Origin of the sequence: Agrobacterium salinitolerans (genome assembly GCF_002008225.1) — a bacterium.
GTDB lineage: Bacteria > Pseudomonadota > Alphaproteobacteria > Rhizobiales > Rhizobiaceae > Agrobacterium > Agrobacterium salinitolerans.
In genome coordinates this window covers 36,089-57,654 of sequence record NZ_MRDH01000013.1, presented here as the reverse complement: position 1 = coordinate 57,654, position 21,566 = coordinate 36,089, and the positions used below count along the sequence as shown (strand labels likewise).

19 protein-coding genes are annotated in these 21,566 nt (G+C 60.9%); 12 read left to right on the top strand and 7 right to left on the bottom strand.

Going from position 1 to position 21,566, the window contains the following annotated elements:
- Positions 1-128: 128 nt before the first annotated feature.
- Together adhP and BS627_RS11430 are read left to right on the top strand one after the other, a co-directional pair.
- Positions 129-1,157 carry an alcohol dehydrogenase AdhP gene (adhP, locus tag BS627_RS11435; RefSeq protein WP_077983357.1) on the top strand — a complete coding sequence of 343 codons (1,029 nt, stop codon included), beginning with the start codon at positions 129-131 and terminating at the stop codon, positions 1,155-1,157.
- Between the two features lie 118 nt (positions 1,158-1,275).
- A complete protein-coding gene (locus BS627_RS11430; protein ID WP_077983355.1) occupies positions 1,276-2,151 on the top strand; it encodes a dienelactone hydrolase family protein in 876 nt (291 codons plus the stop codon).
- Positions 2,152-2,386: 235 nt separating this feature from the next.
- Here the strand turns inward: BS627_RS11430 and moaB are convergent, their stop codons facing one another.
- The 4 genes from moaB to BS627_RS11405 all read right to left on the bottom strand — a co-directional run bounded on the left by moaB (position 2,387) and on the right by BS627_RS11405 (position 6,903).
- Entirely contained in the window at positions 2,387-2,932 is a 546-nt protein-coding gene (gene moaB, locus BS627_RS11420) for a molybdenum cofactor biosynthesis protein B (RefSeq protein ID WP_162520469.1), read from the bottom strand.
- Positions 2,933-2,958: 26 nt separating this feature from the next.
- Positions 2,959-3,843: a 4-(cytidine 5'-diphospho)-2-C-methyl-D-erythritol kinase gene (locus BS627_RS11415; protein ID WP_077983353.1), complete on the bottom strand. Its 885-nt coding sequence runs from the start codon at positions 3,841-3,843 to the stop codon at positions 2,959-2,961.
- Between the two features lie 6 nt (positions 3,844-3,849).
- Complete coding sequence (locus BS627_RS11410; protein WP_165691227.1) at positions 3,850-5,745, bottom strand: tetratricopeptide repeat protein; 1,896 nt, start codon at positions 5,743-5,745, stop codon at positions 3,850-3,852.
- 141 nt (positions 5,746-5,886) lie between these two features.
- Complete coding sequence (locus tag BS627_RS11405) at positions 5,887-6,903, bottom strand: polyprenyl synthetase family protein (protein ID WP_077983421.1); 1,017 nt, start codon at positions 6,901-6,903, stop codon at positions 5,887-5,889.
- A 111-nt stretch (positions 6,904-7,014) separates the two neighbouring features.
- Between BS627_RS11405 and BS627_RS11400 the strand changes: the two genes are divergently transcribed.
- From BS627_RS11400 to BS627_RS11355, 10 genes are all read left to right on the top strand, one after another.
- The gene (locus BS627_RS11400) at positions 7,015-7,245 is read left to right on the top strand and encodes a putative signal transducing protein (protein WP_020813603.1); all 231 of its coding nucleotides are present in this window, start codon (positions 7,015-7,017) and stop codon (positions 7,243-7,245) included.
- Positions 7,246-7,251: 6 nt separating this feature from the next.
- The gene (locus tag BS627_RS11395; protein WP_089153243.1) at positions 7,252-8,052 is read left to right on the top strand and encodes a tRNA1(Val) (adenine(37)-N6)-methyltransferase; all 801 of its coding nucleotides are present in this window, start codon (positions 7,252-7,254) and stop codon (positions 8,050-8,052) included.
- 91 nt (positions 8,053-8,143) lie between these two features.
- A complete protein-coding gene (locus tag BS627_RS11390) occupies positions 8,144-9,010 on the top strand; it encodes a S49 family peptidase (protein ID WP_162520471.1) in 867 nt (288 codons plus the stop codon).
- 20 nt (positions 9,011-9,030) lie between these two features.
- On the top strand, positions 9,031-9,225 hold the full coding sequence (locus tag BS627_RS11385; RefSeq protein WP_020813606.1) for an NfeD family protein: 195 nt from the start codon (positions 9,031-9,033) through the stop codon (positions 9,223-9,225).
- 130 nt (positions 9,226-9,355) lie between these two features.
- A complete protein-coding gene (locus BS627_RS11380) occupies positions 9,356-10,288 on the top strand; it encodes a glycine--tRNA ligase subunit alpha (protein ID WP_077767818.1) in 933 nt (310 codons plus the stop codon).
- Positions 10,289-10,366: 78 nt separating this feature from the next.
- Complete coding sequence (locus BS627_RS11375; RefSeq protein WP_020813610.1) at positions 10,367-10,918, top strand: LemA family protein; 552 nt, start codon at positions 10,367-10,369, stop codon at positions 10,916-10,918.
- A gap of 87 nt (positions 10,919-11,005) precedes the next feature.
- Entirely contained in the window at positions 11,006-12,283 is a 1,278-nt protein-coding gene (locus tag BS627_RS11370) for a 3-phosphoshikimate 1-carboxyvinyltransferase (protein ID WP_077983351.1), read from the top strand.
- 22 nt (positions 12,284-12,305) lie between these two features.
- Entirely contained in the window at positions 12,306-14,246 is a 1,941-nt protein-coding gene (locus tag BS627_RS11365) for a DUF2207 domain-containing protein (RefSeq protein ID WP_077983350.1), read from the top strand.
- A 98-nt stretch (positions 14,247-14,344) separates the two neighbouring features.
- The gene (gene glyS, locus BS627_RS11360; RefSeq protein WP_077983349.1) at positions 14,345-16,498 is read left to right on the top strand and encodes a glycine--tRNA ligase subunit beta; all 2,154 of its coding nucleotides are present in this window, start codon (positions 14,345-14,347) and stop codon (positions 16,496-16,498) included.
- A 232-nt stretch (positions 16,499-16,730) separates the two neighbouring features.
- A complete protein-coding gene (locus BS627_RS11355) occupies positions 16,731-17,225 on the top strand; it encodes a 2-thiouracil desulfurase family protein (RefSeq protein WP_077983348.1) in 495 nt (164 codons plus the stop codon).
- A 57-nt stretch (positions 17,226-17,282) separates the two neighbouring features.
- Here the strand turns inward: BS627_RS11355 and BS627_RS11350 are convergent, their stop codons facing one another.
- From BS627_RS11350 to purD, 3 genes are all read right to left on the bottom strand, one after another.
- Positions 17,283-19,106, bottom strand: a complete 1,824-nt coding sequence (locus BS627_RS11350) for a methyl-accepting chemotaxis protein (protein WP_077983347.1) — start codon at positions 19,104-19,106, stop codon at positions 17,283-17,285.
- A 327-nt stretch (positions 19,107-19,433) separates the two neighbouring features.
- Complete coding sequence (locus BS627_RS11345; RefSeq protein ID WP_077983346.1) at positions 19,434-19,943, bottom strand: plant virulence effector HPE1-like domain-containing protein; 510 nt, start codon at positions 19,941-19,943, stop codon at positions 19,434-19,436.
- Positions 19,944-20,100: 157 nt separating this feature from the next.
- On the bottom strand, positions 20,101-21,372 hold the full coding sequence (purD, locus tag BS627_RS11340) for a phosphoribosylamine--glycine ligase (protein WP_077983344.1): 1,272 nt from the start codon (positions 21,370-21,372) through the stop codon (positions 20,101-20,103).
- Between the last annotated feature and the right edge of the window lie 194 nt (positions 21,373-21,566).

Sequence of the window (21,566 nt, the reverse complement as noted above, 5' to 3'; positions counted from 1 at the left end):
CATAAGTGAGACAATCCCGCATTGCAAAATGCTCCGATTTGCGATGGGTCAATTCCATGACGCCCCATCCCCGCTAATCTCCGCTTGCCGTCGAGGATTTCTGGCGGACAGAGATTAGGGAGTATGTCATGACTAAGACAATGAAGGCGGCGGTTGTCCGCGCATTTGGAAAACCGCTGACCATTGAGGAAGTGGCGATACCGGATCCCGGTCCCGGTGAGATTCTCATCAACTACAAGGCGACGGGCATTTGCCATACCGACCTGCACGCCGCAACGGGTGACTGGCCGGTCAAGCCCAATCCGCCCTTCATTCCCGGCCACGAAGGTGTGGGTTACGTCGCCAAGATCGGCGCTGGCGTCACGGGCATCAAGGAAGGCGACCGTGCCGGAACGCCCTGGCTCTACACCGCTTGCGGATGCTGCATTCCCTGCCGCACGGGCTGGGAAACGCTGTGCCCAAGCCAGAAGAATTCCGGCTATTCCGTCAATGGAAGCTTTGCTGAATATGGCCTTGCCGATCCGAAATTCGTCGGCCGCCTGCCGGACAATCTCGATTTCGGCCCGGCTGCACCGGTGCTTTGCGCCGGTGTTACGGTCTATAAGGGCCTCAAGGAAACCGAAGTCAGGCCCGGTGAATGGGTAGTCATTTCGGGTATTGGCGGGCTTGGCCACATGGCCGTGCAATATGCCAAGGCAATGGGTATGCATGTCGTTGCCGCCGATATTTTCGATGACAAGCTGGCGCTTGCGAAAAAGCTCGGAGCCGATGTCGTCGTCAATGGTCGCGCGCCTGACGCGGTGGAGCAGGTGCAGAAGGCGACCGGCGGCGTCCACGGCGCGCTGGTGACGGCGGTGTCGCCAAAGGCCATGGAGCAGGCCTACGGCTTCCTGCGCTCCAAGGGCACCATGGCGCTTGTCGGCCTGCCGCCGGGCTTCATCTCCATTCCGGTTTTCGACACGGTGCTGAAGCGCATCACGGTACGCGGTTCCATCGTTGGCACACGGCAGGATCTGGAGGAGGCGCTGACCTTTGCCGGCGAAGGCAAGGTGGCCGCCCACTTCTCGTGGGACAAGCTCGAAAACATCAATGACATCTTCCACCGCATGGAAGAGGGCAAGATCGACGGCCGTATTGTCGTGGATCTCGCCGCCTGATGTGAAAAACCGGAGGGGGCGCTCACGCAAATGTGTGGCGCCGCTCGCCCCCGCCTCGTTCCCCGCCCTGCGATCTGCGCTATCTTTCCGCATCCGCGCGTTCAAGGAGGATAGAGCGATGGACAAGCCCAAGATCACGCAGGCCATGATCGACGCTTACGATGAATATACCCATCTCAGCCTCGACCGCCGCAAATTCATGGAAAAGCTCACCGTGCTGGCCGGGTCAGGTGCTGCGGCGGCGGCCATCGCCCCGCTTCTTTCGGCCAACAGCGCCCATGCGGCGGTCATCGCGGCCGATGACGACAGGGTCGTTGCCGAAGAAGTGACCTATCCCGCCCCCGGCGGTGAGATGAAGGGTTACCTCGTTACGCCGAAATCCGCTTCCGGTCCCATCGGCTCAGTTATCGTCATCCACGAAAACCGCGGCTTGAACGACCATATTCGTGACGTGGCAAGACGGGTGGCGCTCGCTGGTTTCCGGGCGCTGGCGGTCGACTTCCTCTCACCGCAGGGCGGCACGCCCGCCGATGAGGAGAAGGCGCGGCAGATGTTCAGCGGTCTCGACATGGATGCGACCGTCGCCAATGCCGAAGCGGGCCGGGTATGGCTTGCGGCCCGGCAGGGCGCGAATGGCAAGGTCGGCGCGGTCGGTTTCTGCTGGGGCGGCGGGCTGGTCAACCGTTTCGCCACCAAATCGGCAGGCCTGAATGCCGGCGTCGCCTATTACGGCCAGCAGGCCCCGGCGGCCGATGTACCTGCCATCAAGACGCCGCTGCTTTTGCACTATGCGGGTCTCGATGAGCGCATCAATGCCGGTATCGACGCCTATAAGAAGGCGCTGGAGGAAAACGGCAAGACCTTCGAAATCTTCGTTTACGACGGCGTCAACCATGCTTTCAATAATGACACGTCCTCGGCTCGTTATGACAAGGCGGCGGCTGATCTTGCTTGGGGGCGGACGGTGGAGTTTTTCAAAAAATATCTGGGGTGATGGTTTTTTTGTCGTGCATCGTCTGCGAACCGGATGTGCGTGGGGCTTTACCCCCCTCTGCCCTGCCGGGCATCTCCACCTCAAGGGGGGAGATCGGCAAGAGGCTCTCTTGTCGCTTCATTCTCAAGCTTCAAGATGGACGAGACATCGCCGCAGATCGATCTCCCCCCTTGAGGGGGAGATGCCCGGCAGGGCAGAGGGGGGGTAAAGCCCCGCATACCCTCGATCCGTTGATCTAAACGCCGCCAGCCCCACGCTTCAAATGCTCATCCAGCCTCGGCATGATTTCCACGAAGTTACACGGCAGATGACGATAATCGAGCTGTGCCTTGAGAATACCGTCCCACGCATCCTTGCAAGCCCCCGGTGACCCCGGCAGCACGAAGATGAAGGTGGCGTTCGCCACGCCACCGGTCGCACGTGACTGGATGGTGGCGGTGCCGATCTTCTCATAGGAAATGCGATGGAAAAGTGCGGAAAACCCGTCCATGCGTTTTTCGAACAGTGGCTCCAGTGCCTCGGGCGTCACGTCGCGGCCGGTAAAGCCGGTGCCGCCTGTCGTGATGACCACGTCCACGCCTTCAGACAAAGTCCATTCGCGCACCGTGTCTGCGATCGCCGCCTTATCGTCAGGCACGATGGCGCGGGCCGCGAGCCTGTGGCCCGCTTCTTCCAGCCTTGCGACGAGCGTATCGCCGGACTTGTCGTTCTCCAGCGTGCGGCTGTCCGAAACAGTCAGAACCGCAATGCCAAGGGGAATGAAGGGTCTATCGCCTGCCATGGCCTTATCCTCGAAATATCCGGCCCTCAAATGGTCCGCGTTGCCTGAAAATACCAGCCGGGACGTTTTTTCCGAAGCGATGTTTCCGCGTTTTTGGCGGCATCGAAGGAATGAAAAATCCCGAAACAGGTTGCCCCGGAACCGGACATGCGAACAAGGGCCGCCCCTTCTTCAGACAGCAGCCCGGTTATCTCCGCGATTTCCGGCAGCAACGCCTGTGCCGGCGGCTGAAGATCGTTACGGCTTTGGGCAAGAAAATCCATCCAGCCAATCGTCGCAGGGTCGGGCAGCGGCGGATTGGTCTTGTTCTGCAATCGCCGGAAAATCTCCGGCGTCGAGACCGCTTTCAGCGGATTGGCCATAACCATGGAGAGTTCCGGCAGATCAGTGAGCGGTTCGATGTCCTCGCCGATGCCGCGAGCGATCAAGGATCGGCTCTCAAGGCACATCGGCACATCCGCGCCGAGCGTCAATGCCATTGGTGCAAGCGTATCCGGTGCGATAGCGGCACGCCAGTGCCGCAAAAGCCCCCGCAGTGTCGCCGCCGCATCCGCCGAGCCGCCGCCTATGCCGGAAGCCACCGGCAGGTTCTTTTCAAGATGAATGGCAACCGGGGGTGCCGGTTGACCTGTCGATGCGAGCGCATCGCGCAACAGGTCCCTGGCGCGGGTGACGAGGTTATCGCCGCCATCGCCCGCACGCAAAAGATCGCCGAAGGGGCCGGAGACGGAGAAACTGTCGGCATCGGCGTTGCGAATACGGATAGTGTCGCCGGCTTCGGTAAAGGTCACCAGCGTTTCGAGCAGGTGATACCCATCCGCTCGCTGGCCGGTCACATGCAGCGCCAGATTGATCTTGGCCGGGGCCGCCTCGATGGTCTCAGCGGCCCCGGAAACCTCATGCCCGCGCATGCGGCGTCAGGATTTCTTGTCCGGAGTGGCAGCCGGTGCCGGTGCCGGAGGAGCCGGCGGCTGTGGCGTGACTTCCTTCTTGGCGGTATTTTCGGCATCCTTTTCGACAGGCGGCAGGCCGTTGGCGATCTTTTCCTTCACCTTGGCCTTGTCCACGTCGTCGCTGTCGCCGATCAATGCGCGGTTCCACTGATAGACCGCCTCGATCTTGCGGCCGACCCGCCAGTAGGCGTCGCCCAGATGGTCGTTGATGGTGGGATCGCCAGCTTTCAGTTCGATCGCCCGTTCCAGCTCGGTCACGGCTTCATCGAAATCGCCAAGGCGATAATGCGCCCAGCCGAGAGAATCGACAATATAGCCGTCATTCGGCCGAAGCTCGACGGCACGGCTGATCATCTTCATGCCTTCATCGAGATTGATGCCCTTGTCCACCCAGGAATAACCCAGATAGTTCAGAACCTGCGGCTGTTCCGGGTTCAGTTCCAGCGCCCGCTTGAAATTCGGTTCTGCCTTGTCCCATTCCTTCAGCCGCTCATAGGCGATGCCGCGCTGGAAGAAGATAGACCAGTCGGATTTCTGCGGCACGGAACCGATGACCTCGATGGCCTTGTCGTAGTTCTCGGCCATCGCCTTGTAGTCCTTGGCGTCGGAAAGCACGCTGCCATAGGCGAGATAGGAACGGATGTCCTTCGGGTCGGATTCGAGCAGCGATTTGAGATGCTTGCGCGCCTCGTCCACCTTGCCCGTCTGCGCGAGCGTCAGTCCGAGCTGCAGCTCGGAGATGCGATACATCGGCGAATCCTTCGGCACCTCACGATAGAAGGCAATGGCGCGGTCAGGCTGTTTCAGCGCTTCTGAAAGGCCGCCGAGAAGGATGAGCGTATCCGGGCTTTTCGGATCGAGCGCGCGCGACGTCTGCAGATAAAGCGTCACGATCTCTTCGGCGCCTTCGCGGTTCAGCGCGCCGGCGATGGAGAACATGACGCTGGCGGCGCCCTCCACGGCATTGGTGATCTGCTGTTCCGGCTTCTCACCGTTTTCGATGGACTGGCGAAGCGCCTTCAGCGGCGCGTAATTCGGCGCGAAAGTGTCCCCGACCGCAATCGCATCCAGCGCCTTCTGCTTGTTGCCGGCGGAAGCCTCCAGCCGGGCAAGCGCCATCACCGCGCGCATATAGGTATCGGAGGCGGTTGCCCCGCCTTCGCGGTCCGTCACCGCTTCGTTGAGGCTTTTGCGGGCCGCTTCATTGTTGCCGGAAACAAGGGCGATGGCCGCCGCATTATATTTCTGGAAGATCGAAATCCAGCCCGGGCCCTTCATATTATTGACCAGCGCCAGCGCTTCCTTCGGCTTGCCGGAACCGGCGCGCGCCCATGCGGTCAAAAGCGTGTTGACCATGCGGTCGAGATCGTTCGGACCGTTATATTTCAGAATTTTCTCGGCCTTGGCGAATTCCTTGTCCTTGATGGCGTCGAGACCGCGCACGATGGTCGTCACGCGCTCCACCGAGGTATCGTCCTTCATCGAATCGGCGATCTTCGCGCCAGCCTCGAAATTGCCGCTCAGAAGTTCGGCGATCATCAGCCGCTGGCGGATTTCCGTATTGGCTGGATCGAATTCCAGCGCCTTTTTATAAAGCGAAATCGCGGTGGGATAATCTTGATCGACATCGGCATTGCGCCCGGCGAGGAAGGCGCCGGAGAAGGTGTTCACCTTGGCCGGATCGAACGTAACAGCCTTGTTTTCCGGTGTCGCCTTCGTCTCCGCAAAGCCGGGGCTTGCACCCGCGCCGATTGCGAGAGCAGCGGCAAGAGCCGCGCTGCAGAGAAGACGGAGTGCTGGTTTACGCCGCATGAGGGAACCTTTGCCTTTGTGCAGAAGCACGGAAAAATCAGTTTCCATTGTTGGTCACGATAGAATGGCTTTTTTGAAGCAGCCCCGCAAGAAATTATGGCCCCGGCCACAATCACGCCTTGCGAAGAAGCTGGCCTGGAACATTGGGCGGACGGTCTTTTCCATCCGCCATTCGTCCGGCCTGCGGCGTCAGTTCAGACGCTCGATGCAGAAGTCGATCACTTCCAGAAGCGCATCTTTCCAGGGGCTCTGCGGCAGGGGCGCCAGCGCGTCGCGGGCAATGGTGCCGTAATGCGTGGCGCGGCCGATCGTGTCGCCAAGACCGTTATATTTGGTGATCAGGCCAAGCGCCTTTTCGAGGTTCGCGTCGCTGCTTTCGCCCTTTTCGATGGCCGTGCGCCAGAAAGCGCGCTCATCCTGCGTGCCGCGACGATAGGAGAGGATGACCGGCAGGGTGATCTTGCCTTCGCGGAAATCGTCACCGGTATTTTTGCCGAGATCGGCGGACTTTCCGCCGTAGTCAAGGACATCGTCGACCAGCTGGAAGGCGAGGCCGAGATTCATGCCGTAGGATTTCAGCGCGCTGCGGGTCGCCTTGTCGGTTTTGGCGACGATGGGGCCGACTTCCGCCGCCGCCGCAAAAAGGGCGGCCGTTTTGGCGCGAATCACCTGCAGATAATCGTCTTCGGTGGTTTCCATGTTCTTGGCGACCGAAAGCTGCAACACCTCGCCTTCGGCAATCACCGAAGCGGCTGTGGACAGCACGTCGAGCGCATCCAGTGAACCGACATCCACCATCATGCGGAACGCCTGACCGAGCAGGAAGTCGCCGACGAGAACGCTCGCCTGGTTGCCCCAGATGGTGCGGGCGGTGGATTTGCCGCGGCGCAGATCGCTTTCATCCACCACATCGTCATGCAGAAGCGTGGCCGTGTGCATGAACTCCACGCTGGTGGCGAGCTTGATGTGATGATCGCCCTCGTAACCGAACATCGAGGCCGAGGCGAGCGTCAGCATTGGCCGCAGGCGCTTGCCGCCTGACGAGATGAGGTGGTTGGCTACCTCGGGTATCATCTGGACATCGGAACCGGCCTTGGAAAGGATAAGCTGGTTCACCCGTTCCATGTCAGGACGGGTCAGATCGACAAGCGGCTTGACGGATGCGAGTTTGTTTTTGCTTTCTTCAAGCGGTATGACGACGCCCAAGGGACAGGACTCCAGTTCGAATTTGAAGTCGACAATAAAAACTGACGCCTTGCGCGGCAAGGGGCGAATTGCCGCTAGCCATTCAAAAAGATGGGAATTTAAGGTCTATCCATGCGTGAACTGATCCGAACCAACGACGCCGTGCTGCTCTCCTTCGCTGAAAGCCTGATGAGGGATGCCGGCATCCATTGCCTCATCGCCGATCAGGCGATGAGCATTCTGGAGGGATCGCTCGGTCTTTTGCCGCGCAGGTTTCTGGTGGAGGAAGATCGGGCCGACCAGGCCCGCCGCATTCTCATCGATGCCGGGCTCGGCGACGAGCTGCGCAACGAAGAGGCGTGAACGGCGGTGAGCGACGGCATTTCCGAAACCATCGACGCCTTTCACCGGGGTCGCTTTCACATCATTCAGCCGAAGGGCAGGGGGCACAGGGCGGGTATGGATGCCATGCTTCTGGCCTCGCTGGTGGCGGATGACCGCGCCTGCCGGATCGCCGATCTCGGCGCGGGTGCGGGTGCGGCCGGCATGGCGGTTGCGGCGCGGCTCGAAAAGGCGCAGGTGACGCTCTATGAACGCTCGCCGGAGATGGTTCAATTTGCTCGCCGCAGCCTCGAATTGCCCGAGAATGCCGCGTTTTCCGCGCGGGTGAATGTGTGCGAGACGGATGTGACGCTGCGTGCGAAAGCGCGTGTCGCGGCCGGATTGCCCGACGATCATTTCCATCACGTCATCATGAACCCGCCCTATAATGATGCGGGCGACCGTCGCACGCCGGACGCCCTGAAAGCCGAAGCGCACGCTATGACCGATGGCCTGTTCGAAGACTGGATCCGGACGGCGGGCGCGATCATGGTGCCGGGCGGGCAGCTTTCCCTGATTTCAAGGCCGCAATCGGTGGCGGAGATTATCGCCGCCTGCGGCAGCCGTTTCGGCGGCCTCGAAATCACCCTCATCCACCCGCGCCCTGGCGAGGACGCGGTGCGCATGCTTGTCACCGCCATCAAGGGTTCGCGAGCGCGGCTGTCCTTCCGCGCGCCGCTCGTCATGCATGAGACCGGCAGCCATGCCTTCACTCCCTTCGTCGATGACCTGAACAATGGCCGCGCCGCCTATTCGCGTAATGTAAGGGCAATCCGGACCGCGTCATAAATATCGCCGTTCCGCCGGCCGCAAACCATTGTGTTTTCCGGGGCGATACATACATCCCTGACGAACGGATAAATGCTGCGAGGATTGAGTAGTGGGTTTTCTGAAGTATCTGGTGCCGAAACGCTTTCGTAAAAAAGAGCTCGTCATCCCGGTTGTGCGTATGCAGGGCGCAATCATGGCCGGCGGCAACCAGTTCCGCCCCGCCCTCAATCTCGCGTCCTATGCGCCGCTTCTGGAAAAGGCCTTCGCCGTCAAGGATGCGCCGGCTATCGCCATTTCGCTCAATTCGCCCGGCGGTTCGCCGGTGCAGGCGCGGATGATCTATAACCGCATCCGCCAGCTCGCCGAGGAAAAGGAAAAGAAAGTCCTGATCTTCGTGGAGGATGTTGCAGCCTCCGGCGGTTACATGATCGCGCTTGCCGGCGATGAGATCATCGCCGATCCCACTTCCATCGTCGGTTCGATCGGCGTCGTTTCCGGCGGTTTCGGTTTTCCGGAAATGCTGAAGAAGATCGGCGTGGAGCGCCGTGTCTATACGGCGGGCGAGAACAAGGTCATCCTCGATCCCTTTCAGCCGGAAAAGGAAGGCGATATCGACTACCTGAAGTCGTTGCAGGTCGAAATCCACAATGTTTTCATCGATATGGTCAAGATGCGCCGCGGCTCGAAGCTGAAGGGCGACGAGACGATCTTCTCCGGCCTGTTCTGGACCGGCATGCGCGGCCTGGACCTCGGCCTGATCGACGGGCTTGGCGACATGCGGGAAGTTCTGCGCCGCCGTTACGGGACAAAGGTCAAGCTTCAACTCGTCAGCGGCGGGCGTTCGCTGTTCGGCAAAAAAGTGCCTGGCGTGAATGCGGCACTCGGCCTCAATGCCGAAAGGCTCGCGGCAGGCGCCGTCTCGGGTCTTGCGGAGGTTGCCGAAGAAAAGGCATTGTGGTCGCGTTTCGGTCTATGATGTCGCGGGAATAGGGCCTTATGGCGCAGCTCATTACAATTCTTCTTCTGGTGGTGGGATCCGTCATCCTCTACCGCCGCTTCGTTCGCGATGCGGAAAAGCTGTCGGCGAAATCCAAGCAGCGCGAAAAGGAACGCGAAACCGGCGCCATCGGCACGCTGATCAAGGACCCCGAAACCGGTGAATACCGCGTGAAGCGTGAGGATGAGACGTAAGCCGGTGTCTCCACGCATAAATCCTTGACCCCCAAGCCATGCCGTGGCACCAGTCCGCATCCGAAGTAAGTCACTGCTTACTTATCCTCCTAACGCCGCGATGACTGAAATGACCGATATTCCCGACCATATGAACCCCAAGCGTTCCTTTCAGGCACTGATCCTGACGCTGCACAATTACTGGGCCGACAAGGGCTGCGCCGTGTTGCAGCCTTACGATATGGAAGTGGGCGCGGGTACGTTTCATCCGGCGACGACGCTTCGTGCGCTTGGCCCGAAGCCGTGGAAGGCCGCTTATGTGCAGCCGTCGCGCCGGCCTTCCGATGGTCGTTACGGTGAAAACCCCAACCGTTTGCAGCATTATTACCAGTATCAGGTCATTCTGAAGCCCAACCCGTCCAACCTTCAGGAACTCTATCTCGGTTCGCTGAAGGCCATCGGTCTCGATCCGCTGTTGCATGACGTGCGCTTCGTCGAAGACGACTGGGAAAGCCCGACGCTCGGCGCCTGGGGTCTCGGCTGGGAATGCTGGTGTGACGGCATGGAAGTCTCGCAATTCACCTACTTCCAGCAGGTCTGCGGCATCGAATGCTCGCCTGTCGCCGGTGAACTGACCTATGGTTTGGAGCGTCTGGCCATGTATGTTCAGGGCGTCGACAATGTCTATGACCTGAACTTCAACGGTCGCGAGGGCGAAGAGAAGATTTCCTATGGCGACGTCTTCCTGCAAGCCGAGCAGGAATATTCCCGCCACAACTTCGAATTTGCCGATACGGCCATGCTGCATCGCCATTTCATCGACGCCGAAAAGGAATGCCAGGCGCTTCTCGCCGCCGGTGCGCCGGGTGATAACGATAATCAGCGCCTGCACAAATGCGTGTTCCCGGCCTATGACCAGTGCATCAAGGCCAGCCATGTCTTCAACCTTCTGGATGCGCGCGGCGTAATTTCGGTCACGGAACGCCAGAGCTATATCCTGCGCGTGCGCACGCTGGCGAAAGCCTGCGGCGAAGCCTTCCTGCTGACGGATGCGGGCGGGGTGAACTGGAACAGGGCCGCCTGAACGTCTATGTAAGGCGGGGCAACAGTCTAACGTGCGGACGCCACCATGGTGTCCGCGCCTCTTGAGGAGGGGTCGGGAATGTTCATCACGCTGGCAATCATCGCGGCAATCGCGCTTTATGTCGTCTTCATCTATAACGGCCTCGTCAAGGCGCGGCAGATGAAGGAAGAGGCGTGGTCGGGCATTGACGTGCAGTTGAAGCGCCGCGCCGATCTCATTCCCAATCTCATCGAGACCGTGAAGGGTTACGCGGCGCACGAAAAGAGCACCTTCGAGGAGGTGATTGCCATGCGCAACCGGGCGCAGGCCGTGCCGGCGGGTGATGTTGAAGGCCGCGCCCAGGCGGAAGGCCTGCTGTCGCAGGCGCTCGGCAAACTCTTTGCGCTCGCCGAAGCCTATCCCGATCTCAAGGCCAATACGAACTTTCTGGAATTGCAGCGGTCGCTGGAAACCATCGAAAGCGAAATCCAGATGTCGCGCCGTTATTACAATGGCGCCGCGCGCGATCTGAACGTCAAGGTGGAAAGCTTCCCCTCCAATCTGGTCGCCGGCCAGTTCGGTTTTGCCAAGGCGCCCTATTTCGAGATCGAAAACCCGGCCGACCGCGCCGTGCCGACGGTGAAATTCTAAGCTCACTGTTCTTCCGGCGGCTTAAAACCACCCGTTCAAATTCCGATAATCCGGCTCTTCGCCGCATTCTTTGACAAGACGACAATCATGATCGAACTGACCATCGCCCCGCCCGGCCACCCGCTTTCCGGTAAGGTCGAGCCGCCCGGCTCCAAATCCATCACCAACCGCGCGCTTCTCCTGGCTGGTCTTGCCAAGGGCAAAAGCCACCTGACCGGCGCGCTGAAAAGCGACGATACGCTTTATATGGCCGAAGCCCTGCGCGAGATGGGTGTCAAGGTAACCGAACCTGACGCCACCACCTTCGTTGTGGAAAGCTCAGGCGTGCTGCAGCAGCCCGAAAAGCCGCTTTTCCTTGGAAATGCCGGCACCGCAACGCGCTTCCTAACCGCCGCTGCCGCGCTTGTGGACGGCGCCGTCATCATCGATGGCGACGAGCACATGCGCAAACGCCCGATCATGCCGCTGGTGGAAGCCCTGCGCTCCCTCGGTGTCGAGGCGGAAGCGCCGACCGGTTGCCCGCCCGTCACCGTCTGCGGCAAGGGTACTGGGTTCCCGAAGGGCAGCGTCACCATCGACGCCAATCTTTCCAGCCAATATGTGTCGGCGCTTCTGATGGCGGCCGCCTGCGGCGACAAGCCTGTCGATATCATCCTCAAGGGCGAGGAAATCGGCGCGAAGGGCTATATCGATCTCACCACATCGGCCATGGAAGCCTTCGGCGCGAAGGTGGAGCGGGTGAGCAACGCCATCTGGCGTGTGCATCCGACCGGTTACACGGCGACCGATTTCCACATTGAGCCGGATGCCTCCGCCGCCACCTATCTCTGGGGTGCGGAACTTCTGACTGGCGGCGCAATCGATATCGGCACGCCCGCCGATAAATTCACCCAGCCGGACGCCAAGGCCTATGATGTCATGGCGCAGTTTCCGCATCTGCCCGCCGAAATCGACGGGTCGCAGATGCAGGATGCCATTCCGACCATCGCGGTTCTCGCCGCCTTCAACGAAACGCCGGTGCGTTTCGTCGGCATCGCCAATCTGCGCGTCAAGGAATGTGACCGTATCCGCGCCGTTTCGCTCGGCCTCAACGAAATCCGTGATGGTCTGGCGCATGAGGAAGGCGACGACCTGATCGTGCATTCCGATCCGGCACTCGCCGGGCAGACGGTCGATGCCTCCATCGATACCTTTGCCGATCACCGCATCGCCATGAGCTTTGCGCTGGCGGCCCTGAAGATCGGCGGCATTGCCATCCAGAATCCGGCCTGCGTCGGCAAGACCTATCCCGGTTACTGGAAAGCGCTCGCTTCGCTCGGCGTTGACTATAGCGAAAAGGAAAGCGCTGCCGAGCCGCAGCACTGAAGCCATCAAGGAGGGATCGCTCGTGAAGACCACCGCCGCAAGACTTCTCGCGCTGTTCGTCTTCCTGGGCGCGGCCTTCCCGGCCTTTGCGGAGGAATTCATCCGCTCCTATCATTCCGTCGTCGAGGTTGCGAAGAGTGGCGAACTGACGGTGACGGAAACCATCACCGCCCGTGCCGAAGGACGAAACATCAAGCGCGGCATCTTCCGCGATTTCCCGCTTTACGCGATGGATGCGAATAACCGCCGGACCAAGGTGGATTTCAACGTCGTTTCGGTGGAGCGCGATGGTGCCCCGGAGAACTGGCGCACCGAAAATATCGATGGCGGCATCCGCATCTATACCGGCAGCGCCGAGCGTTTTCTACCGACCGGCGAACATATCTTCCAGATCACCTACACCACCGCCCGGCAGATCCGCTATTTCAGCGATTATGACGAGCTGACCTGGAACGTCACCGGCAATGGCTGGCAATTCCCGATGGGCGAAATTTCCGCCACCATCACGCTGCCGCAGGGTGTGAAGGCCACCGGCACTGCCGTTTTCACCGGTCCACTCGGTGCCAAAGGCAAGGATGCGCGCATCCTCAGCGAAGGCAACGAGGTGTTTTTCGCCACCACCCGCCCGTTTTCGGTTGGCGAGGGCATGACGGTTGCCGTGAAGCTGCCCAAGGGTGCGATTGCCGCGCCGGACGCCTCACAGGAGGCAGGCTGGTGGCTACGTGACAATCTTGCCATCCTGCTTTCGGGCGGCGGGCTTTTCGCAGTGCTGCTCTATTATCTGCGGGCGTGGTTCGCCGTCGGCCGCGATCCGGCGAAGGGCGTGGTCGTGCCGCGCTGGGATGCGCCGGAGGGGCTTTCGCCGGCTCTGGTCAATTACGTCGATAACAGGGGTTTCTCAGGTGCCGGCTGGACGGCGCTCTCTGCCTCGGCCCTTGATCTTGCGGTCAAGGGTTATGTCGTTCTGGAGGATCTGAAGAACTCCATCGTCATCCGCCGCACGGAAAAGGCAACCGCTGCCGATCTGCCGAGCGGGCAGAAAACGCTGCTTGCCTCCATCGGCGGTTCGGGGAAGGCGCTCACCATCGACAAGGCGCATGGAACGGAAGTCGAAAAGGTCGGCAAGCAGTTTCGCGCGGCGATAGAGAAAGAGCATCGCGGCAAATATTACCGCAGCAATGCCGGTTACACCGTCTTCGGCATATTCCTCAGCATCGCCCTCATCGTCGCGACGTTGATCTTCGGCGATCTGGATGAAAGCGCCATTGCTGCCGTGCTGGTCTTCGGCTTTTTCGCCTTCTTCTTCAGCATCCTGTCGATCGGCATCGGCCGTCAGTTCTCGCGCGGCGCGCCGCTGCGCAAGCGGATCGGTGGCATCGTCATGCTGGCCTTTGCCGGTTTCGTGGCCTTTTCAGCCATTGGCGGCATCGCCACGCAAATCCTGCTGGATGTCACCCATGACACCAAGTCGCTGGCGCTGGCCGCCATCGGCGGCATCGTGCTCACCAATGCGCTGTTCCTGTTCCTGATGGGCGCGCCGACGCCGCTCGGCCGCAAGCTGATGGACGGTATCGAAGGTCTCAGAACCTATCTGACGCTGGCGGAAAAAGACCGGATGAACATGGCCGGCGCGCCCGCCATGTCGCCGCAGCATTTCGAGACATTGCTGCCCTATGCGGTGGCGCTCGGCGTCGAAAAACCGTGGAGCCGCACCTTCGAGGCCTGGCTTGCGACCGCCGCTGCCGGGGCCGCGGCTGCAAGTTATGCGCCCGGCTGGTATGCGGGCAGCAATTACGGCAGTTTTGGCGACAGGATCGGCGGCTTTTCGACCTCCATGGCCAATACCATCGCCTCTACCATTCCCCAGCCCGTCAGCTCTTCCGGCTCCAGCTTTTCGGGCGGTGGCGGCGGCGGTGGTTCTTCCGGTTCGGGCGGCGGCGGCGGTGGTGGCGGCGGCTGGTGACGTCCACCGACGGTAATTTAACCGATAGCTGATGACTTTTGCCGCTGGTCTTGCTAAGTCCGCGACACTCTTTTGCAACAGGTTAAAGTCCTTATCCCATGCCCGATCTTCTGCTTGAACTTCGCTCCGAGGAAATCCCCGCCCGCATGCAGCGCAAGGCGGCGGGCGATCTGAAGAAACTCGTCACCGATGCGCTTGTGGAGAGAGGGCTGACCTATGAGGGTGCGCGCGAATATTGGACGCCGCGCCGCCTGACGCTGGATATTCGCGGCCTCAATGCCCGTTCTGCCGATGTGCGTGAAGAAAAGAAGGGTCCGCGCACCGACGCCAATGAAAAGGCCATCGAGGGCTTTCTGCGCGGCGCCGGCCTCAATGATATTTCGCAGGCTCAGGTCGTTTCCGATCCGAAGAAGGGCGATTTCTATGTCGCCATCATCAACAAGCCCGGCCGGCCGGCGGAAGAGATCATCGCCGAGGTTATGCCCGGTATCATCCGCTCCTTCCCCTGGCCGAAATCCATGCGCTCCGGCCCGGCCTCGATGCCCAAGGGTTCTAGCTACGGCGGCATCGAAGGCAAGGGCTCGGAAAGCCTGCGCTGGGTGCGCCCGCTGCAATCCATCGTCTGCCTGTTCGGCCCCGAACATGACGAAACGCAGGTCATTCCCTTCGTCATCGACGGCATCGTCGCCGGCAACGTCACCTATGGCCATCGGTTCCACGCACCGGGTCCCATCACCGTGCGCCGTTTCGAGGACTATGTCTCGAGCCTCGAAAAGGCGAAGGTCGTGCTGGATGCCGAGCGCCGCAAGGACATCATCCTGCACGACGCCAAGGATCTGGCGTTCGCCAACGGTCTTGAGCTGGTGGAAGACGAGGGCCTGCTCGAAGAAGTCTCCGGCCTCGTCGAATGGCCACAGGTGCTGATGGGCACCTTCGAAGAGGATTACCTGCAAATCCCGGCGGAAATCATCCGGCTGACCATCAAGACCAACCAGAAGTGCTTCGTCACCCGTAATCAGGGTGCGGAAGAGGGGCTTTCCAATCGCTTCATCCTGATCTCGAACATCGAGGCAAGCGACGGCGGCAAGGAAATCATCCATGGCAACGGCAAGGTCGTCCGCGCCCGCCTGTCGGATGCCCGCCATTTCTGGAACCGCGACCAGGGCGATCTGCCCGATCTGGAAACGCTGAAGGATTCGGCTGCAAAATTCGACCTCGATCTCAAAAAGCCGCTCGACCAGCGCATGGCAAAGCTCGATGCGCTCAACGTCACTTTCCACGCTAAACTCGGCACGCAGGGCGAGCGTGTGGCTCGCATTCGCGAACTGGCCAAGGCGCTGGCCCCCGTCGTGGGTGCCGATGCCGATCTGGTGGACCGCGCCGTGGTGCTGGCCAAGGCCGACCTGCGCACGGAAGCAGTGGGCGAATTCCCCGAGCTTCAGGGTCTGATGGGCCGCAAATACGCGACCTTGCAGGGCGAAAACGAAAGTGTGGCCGCCGCCATCGAAGACCACTACAAGCCGCAAGGCCCATCGGATCGCCTGCCGGCCGACAAGGTGGCGATCACGATTGCTCTCGCCGACAAGCTCGACACGCTTGTCGGTTTCTGGGCCATCGATGAAAAGCCAACCGGCTCCAAGGATCCCTTTGCCCTGCGTCGTGCGGCGCTGGGCGTGGTTCGTATTCTGCTTGAGAAGAACGTGCGGCTTCCGCTGCTGAGCGTTGCGAAGGACCCGGATCTCCTCTCCTTCTTCCACGACCGTCTCAAGGTCTATCTGCGCGACCTCGGCGCCCGTTACGATCTGATCGACGCCGTCCTGACGCCCGAATCCGATGATCTCCTGATGATCGCCCGCCGTGTCGAGGCGCTGACCGCCTTCATCGCCGGCGAAGATGGCCGGAACCTACTGGCCGGTGCAAAGCGCGCCACGCAGCTTCTTGCCGCCGAGGAAAAGAAGGGCACCGTGGTAGCCGATGGGGTCTCGGAAGAGCTCCTGAAGCTCGACGCCGAAAAGGCGCTTTACGCGGCGATCAAGACCGCTTCTGCGGATGCCGCAAAGGCCGTCGAAGGCGAGGATTTCCGCTCCGCCATGCAGGCGCTTTCGACGCTTCGCGCGCCCGTCGACAAGTTTTTCGAGGATGTGCTCGTCAACGACGAAGATGCGGCCATCCGCGCTAACCGTCTGGCGTTGCTGAAGGCTATCCGCGAGGCCACTGGTACGGTTGCGGATTTCTCGAAGATTACCGGGTGAGAACATGGGGGTAAACGGGCATTGCAGAATGCTGGGTTTCACCCCCCTCTGTCCTGCCGGACATCTCCCCCTCAAGGGGGGAGATCGACCAGTCGCGACCTCTTAGCCACATTGAACGTTTCGGGAAGAGCGGGGAGCATGCCTCTCGCCGATCTCCCCCCTTGAGGGGGAGATGCCCGGCAGGGCAGAGGGGGGTAATCCACGGTCTCGACTTCTGCAGGATGAGTTCCCATTGACCCACACGCCTCCCAAAATCCTCATCAGCGCCTGCCTCCTCGGCCAGCCCGTCCGCTATGACGGCAAGGGCAAACCTCTATCCCACCCGGCAATCGAGCGCTGGCGAAAGGAGGGCAGGCTGGTGACCATCTGTCCGGAAATGGCGGGTGGCATGCCCGTGCCGCGCCCGCCGGCGGAAATCGAGAAGGGGGCCTCCGGCCTCGATGTGCTGGAGGGTCGCGCCCGCGTGCTGGAGGTGACCGGCGGCGATGTCACGGCGCAATTTATCGCCGGTGCGGAAAGGGCGCTGGCCTTCGCCAGGGCCAATGGCTGTACTTACGCGCTGCTGATCGACGGCAGTCCGTCCTGCGGATCGGTTGCGATCTACGACGGTTCGTTTTCGGGCGTCAAACACGCGGGCAATGGCGTGACGGCGGCGCTGCTCGAAAAAGCCGGTATTGCGGTCTTTTCCCCGGCCGATATCGACCGGCTGGATGCGCTGACCCATTGAAATAAAGAGCGCCGGAGTTCCCCCCGGCGCCGTTTTTATCGATAGCTCTCGGGCCAATCACCCCGCCATGCGCATCCGCTCTGCCATCCCATGCAACTGGTGGCCGGAAGAGACGCGGAAGCCGCGGATGAGGTTCAACAGTTCCTCGGTGTCGACGGCCAGCGCTTCCGCCGAAGCCGTGGTTTCTTCCGCCATCGCTGCATTGTGCTGGGTGGCGACATCGAGCTGGTTGAGCGACGAGGAGATCGAGCGCAGCGTCGTATCCTGTTCGGCGGCCGAATGGGCGATCTTGCTGACGATCTCGTTTGCGGATTTGATCTGGTCGGAGATACGTTTCAGCGCGTCGCCGGCCTCGCCAACAAGGCGCACGCCGTTTTCCACCTGGGCGGAAGAGCGGGCGATCTGGTCCTTGATCTCCTTGGCGGCGGCGGCGGATTTTTGCGCCAGTTCGCGCACTTCCTGCGCCACCACGGCAAAACCCTTGCCGGCCTCACCGGCGCGTGCCGCTTCCACACCGGCATTCAGCGCCAGAAGATTGGTCTGGAAAGCGATGTCGTCGATCACGCCGATGATGTTTGAGATCTGATCGGATGACTGTTCGATACCGCTCATCGCGGTGATGGCCTCTTCCACGACCCGGTCGCTGCGGATCGCTTCGGAGCTGACGGTGGTGACGCGTTTTGCGGCGTCGGCCGCCCCTTCCGCCGTCTGGCGCACCGCAACCGTCAGTTCGTCGAGCGCCGCGGACGTTTCTTCCAGATTGGCTGCCTGCCGTTCGGTACGCTGCGAAAGCTCGTTAGAGGCCTTGCGGATTTCCTCCTTGGAGCCGCCGATGTCGATGCTCTTGGAGTTCACTTTGGCCATGGCGGCATCGAGATGGATCAGGGCCTCGTTGAAATTGTCGCGCAACGCCGCGTAACGGTTGCCGAGATCGCCGCAACGTACGGTCAGATCGCCGCCGGCGAGCTTCTCCAGCGCCTCGCCAATGGTGGTGACGACGCGCGCCTGCAGTTCCGCCTCGTCGCGCTGCATGTCGAGATTGTTTTGGCGCTCGGCATTGAGCTGCCGCTGCTGTTCTTCCTCACGGCGCTGCATGGCATGGCGCTCGCGCACCTTGTCCTGAAGCGAGGCGGTGGCCTTGGCCATCATGCCCACTTCGTTTGTCAGGCCGGTATGGGGAATGGCGAGCGAAACGTTCTCATTGGCCACTTCCCCGAGCGCCCGGTGAATATCGCCAAGCGGCTTCGAAATGCCACGGATGACATAGAAGGCGGCGGCAAGCGCCAGCACGAATATGGCGACGCCCATGGACAGCGCCTTCATCACATCGCCGCGCACTTGTGCGTTCAGGTCGTCGATGTAAACGCCTGTCACGACCACCACCTGCCAGGGGTCGAAGGCAAGCGCATAGGCGCTCTTGGCGTAGTCATTGCCTTCCATGCCGGGCTTCGGACCGTAAAAATCCGTCTGGCCGCCGCCATTGCGGCCAAGCCGCACCAGTTCGTCGCGATAGGCGAAACCCTTGCTGTCAGGCTTGCCCTTGAAGTTTTCGCCGACGCGCTTGGCATCGGGGTGGAACTTCATCGTCACGTCATAGTCGTAACCGAACAGATAGCCGTCCGGCGTGAAGCGCATGGCGCTGACGGTGGCGTAAGCCTGTTTCATGGCTTCGTCGCGCGAAAGTGTTCCGGCCGTTTCCTTGTCGTGGAAGGATTGCAGGATGGAAATGGCCGATTGCACCTGCGTCCGCAGCATGCCGTAGCGTTCCTCATAGATAGCATCGGTGGCGGATTTCAGCTGGTAAAACGTCGCCACGGCGAAGGCGGCCATCAGGGCCAACACGAGAACGATCAGTTGACGGGAAATGGAAAGGTTCTTCATGGGCGCTCACAAGCGTTTGGAATCGCGCGCCTGAAAATGCCGCGCGGTACCGATGTTTCGGAGAGGGGAGAGGCGCATGATGCGCGATAAAAAGGGCCGAAAGCGCGTATCCGCGCCGTGGCCTCATCCTGTGCTGCATCGCACTATAAAATCACTTAGCGGCTAAAAATTTGAATAAATATTTAATTAGCGAAGGCTTTATGAGGCTTCGTGCGCAGAATAAGCGGCGGAGAAAGCAACATTCTCCGCATGGTTGCGGCGTCGTTTTGGGAATGCAGCGATGACGCGATTACTTGACATTCGTCATGATCAAGCGTCATCGGCCGGTCAGTTGCCGCGCAATTTGAAATCCGGGAACTGGGGCGCGCCGATTACCGAGGCGCTGGCCGGCTCGGCTGCATTTGCGGTGGAAAGTTCCTTGACGGCTGCCGTGGTCGTCGTCACGTCGATACCGGCCGGTGTCGAAACCGTCTCAACCGGATGTGCCGCGGGCTCGGCCTCGTCATAGGTCGCAATCGCCGTGCTGGAGGTTTCCGCCATCCATGCCGGATTGGTGCTGACGAAGGTGACGGGCGCGCCGCCAAGCCAGGCTTCGGTGCGCACCAGGGTGCGCTTGCCGTCGACTTCGCGCATTTCCGTGTGCTGCGTGCCCGGCTCAATGGAGGGAACGGCATAACCTTGCGCCACGGCTTTTGCCTTCATGGGTTTGCAGCCCGCGCAATCGCGACGAATGAAGCTGCCATTGGCCACATGCACGCCGTTTATATATTCGATGGAAGACGCCATCGCCGACCCGCCGGTCAGCGCGATAACAGCTGTCAGAAAAAGACGACGCATCGAAAAACCCCCGAAATGACGGCGCGGCCTCGTGGTCGAGACACAGTGCGCCATTCAATGTTCCGGCAAGTATTACCGATGTTTCGTTTCCATCGGGTCAGCAAACTTGGTAAAAATTGAACGAAATATTCGCGTCCAATCCCGTTTGCCTTCAGGATCAGGCCTTTTCGCGGGCGACGGCCTGCCAGCCGATATCGCGGCGGCAGAAGCCGTTTTCCCACTCCACCTTGTCGGCCAACGCATAAGCGCGTGCCTGCGCTTCCGTCACGGTCTTTCCAAGGGCGGTGACGTTCAGTACGCGTCCACCCGTGGCCACCAGCCCGCCATCCTTCAGCGCGGTTCCGGCATGGAACACCTTCGCCTCTTCGCTGGCCTCGGGAATATGGGCGATCGGCGTGTTCTTGTCGTAAGCGCCGGGATAGCCCTTCGAGGCGAGGACGACGGTCAGCGCCGCATCGTCGTGCCATTCGGCCTCAACCTTGTCCAGCGTGCCGGTGGCGGTGGCATAGAGGATCGGCAGCAGATCGCTTTTCAGGCGCATCATCAGCACCTGGCATTCGGGGTCGCCGAAACGGACGTTATATTCGATCAGTTCCGGACCCTTGGCGGTAATCATCAACCCGGCGAAGAACACGCCGGAGAAGGGATTGCCATCCTTGGCCATGCCCGAGATCGTCGGCTCGATGATCTCCTTCATGGTGCGCTCCACCATATCAGGTGTCATGACAGGGGCGGGGGAATAAGCGCCCATGCCGCCGGTATTCGGACCGGTATCGCCATCGCCGACGCGCTTGTGATCCTGCGCGGTGGCGAGCGCCAACGCGGTCTTGCCGTCGGACAGGCAGAAGAAGCTCGCTTCCTCACCGTCGAGGAAAGCTTCCACCACAACCTCGGCGCCAGCCGCGCCGAAAGCGCCGTCGAAACAGTCGTCAATCGCGGCAAGCGCTTCCGCTTCCGTCATGGCCACGGTCACGCCCTTGCCGGCGGCAAGCCCGTCGGCCTTTATGACGATGGGCGCGCCCTGTTGACGAACATAGTCCTTGGCCGGTTCAGCGGTCTTGAAACGCTGGTAAGCGCCGGTCGGAATATTGTAGCGCGCGCAGAGATCCTTGGTGAAGCCCTTGGATCCCTCCAGCTGGGCGGCGGCTTTCGAGGGGCCGAAAGTAGCGATGCCGGCGGCGCGCAGATCATCCGCAAGACCCGCCACCAGCGGTGCTTCCGGGCCGACGACGACGAAGTCGATTGCCTTTTCTTTCGCAAAGGCGATGACGGCCGCGTGGTCTTCCACGTTCAGCGTTACCAGCGTTGCGTGGTCGGCGATGCCGGGATTACCGGGGGCGGCATAAAGCGCATCGAGCAGGGGAGATTGGGCGATTTTCCACGCCAGCGCATGTTCGCGTCCGCCGGAACCGATCAACAGAACTTTCATGGTCAATACCCCTGCAAATTCGCCAGTAACCTTGTGGCACGGGCGTTAAGGGCAGGGGGGCGAAAGGTCAAGGAGAAAGCGCCGTCAATGCCTGTCTTTCCCTTGAACTCAGCCTTTCCTGTGGAATCGTTGCCGCCTCTTGTTGTCACGCCACAATCAGACATTATGTTCGCCGCTCCAGATGTGACATCAGA

Excerpts from the sequence above, each read along its gene's own strand:
- BS627_RS11345 (WP_077983346.1), bottom strand. The coding sequence starts at position 19,943 with ATGCGTCGTCTTTTTCTGACAGCTGTTATCGCGCTGACCGGCGGGTCG.
- BS627_RS11350 (WP_077983347.1), bottom strand. The coding sequence starts at position 19,106 with ATGAAGAACCTTTCCATTTCCCGTCAACTGATCGTTCTCGTGTTGGCC.
- BS627_RS11380 (WP_077767818.1), top strand. The coding sequence starts at position 9,356 with ATGAACCCCAAGCGTTCCTTTCAGGCACTGATCCTGACGCTGCACAAT.
- BS627_RS11370 (WP_077983351.1), top strand. The coding sequence starts at position 11,006 with ATGATCGAACTGACCATCGCCCCGCCCGGCCACCCGCTTTCCGGTAAG.
- glyS (WP_077983349.1), top strand. The coding sequence starts at position 14,345 with ATGCCCGATCTTCTGCTTGAACTTCGCTCCGAGGAAATCCCCGCCCGC.
- purD (WP_077983344.1), bottom strand. The coding sequence starts at position 21,372 with ATGAAAGTTCTGTTGATCGGTTCCGGCGGACGCGAACATGCGCTGGCG.
- BS627_RS11385 (WP_020813606.1), top strand. The coding sequence starts at position 9,031 with ATGGCGCAGCTCATTACAATTCTTCTTCTGGTGGTGGGATCCGTCATC.
- BS627_RS11430 (WP_077983355.1), top strand. The coding sequence starts at position 1,276 with ATGGACAAGCCCAAGATCACGCAGGCCATGATCGACGCTTACGATGAA.
- BS627_RS11415 (WP_077983353.1), bottom strand. The coding sequence starts at position 3,843 with ATGCGCGGGCATGAGGTTTCCGGGGCCGCTGAGACCATCGAGGCGGCC.
- BS627_RS11400 (WP_020813603.1), top strand. The coding sequence starts at position 7,015 with ATGCGTGAACTGATCCGAACCAACGACGCCGTGCTGCTCTCCTTCGCT.
- BS627_RS11375 (WP_020813610.1), top strand. The coding sequence starts at position 10,367 with ATGTTCATCACGCTGGCAATCATCGCGGCAATCGCGCTTTATGTCGTC.
- moaB (WP_162520469.1), bottom strand. The coding sequence starts at position 2,932 with ATGGCAGGCGATAGACCCTTCATTCCCCTTGGCATTGCGGTTCTGACT.
- adhP (WP_077983357.1), top strand. The coding sequence starts at position 129 with ATGACTAAGACAATGAAGGCGGCGGTTGTCCGCGCATTTGGAAAACCG.
- BS627_RS11410 (WP_165691227.1), bottom strand. The coding sequence starts at position 5,745 with ATGGAAACTGATTTTTCCGTGCTTCTGCACAAAGGCAAAGGTTCCCTC.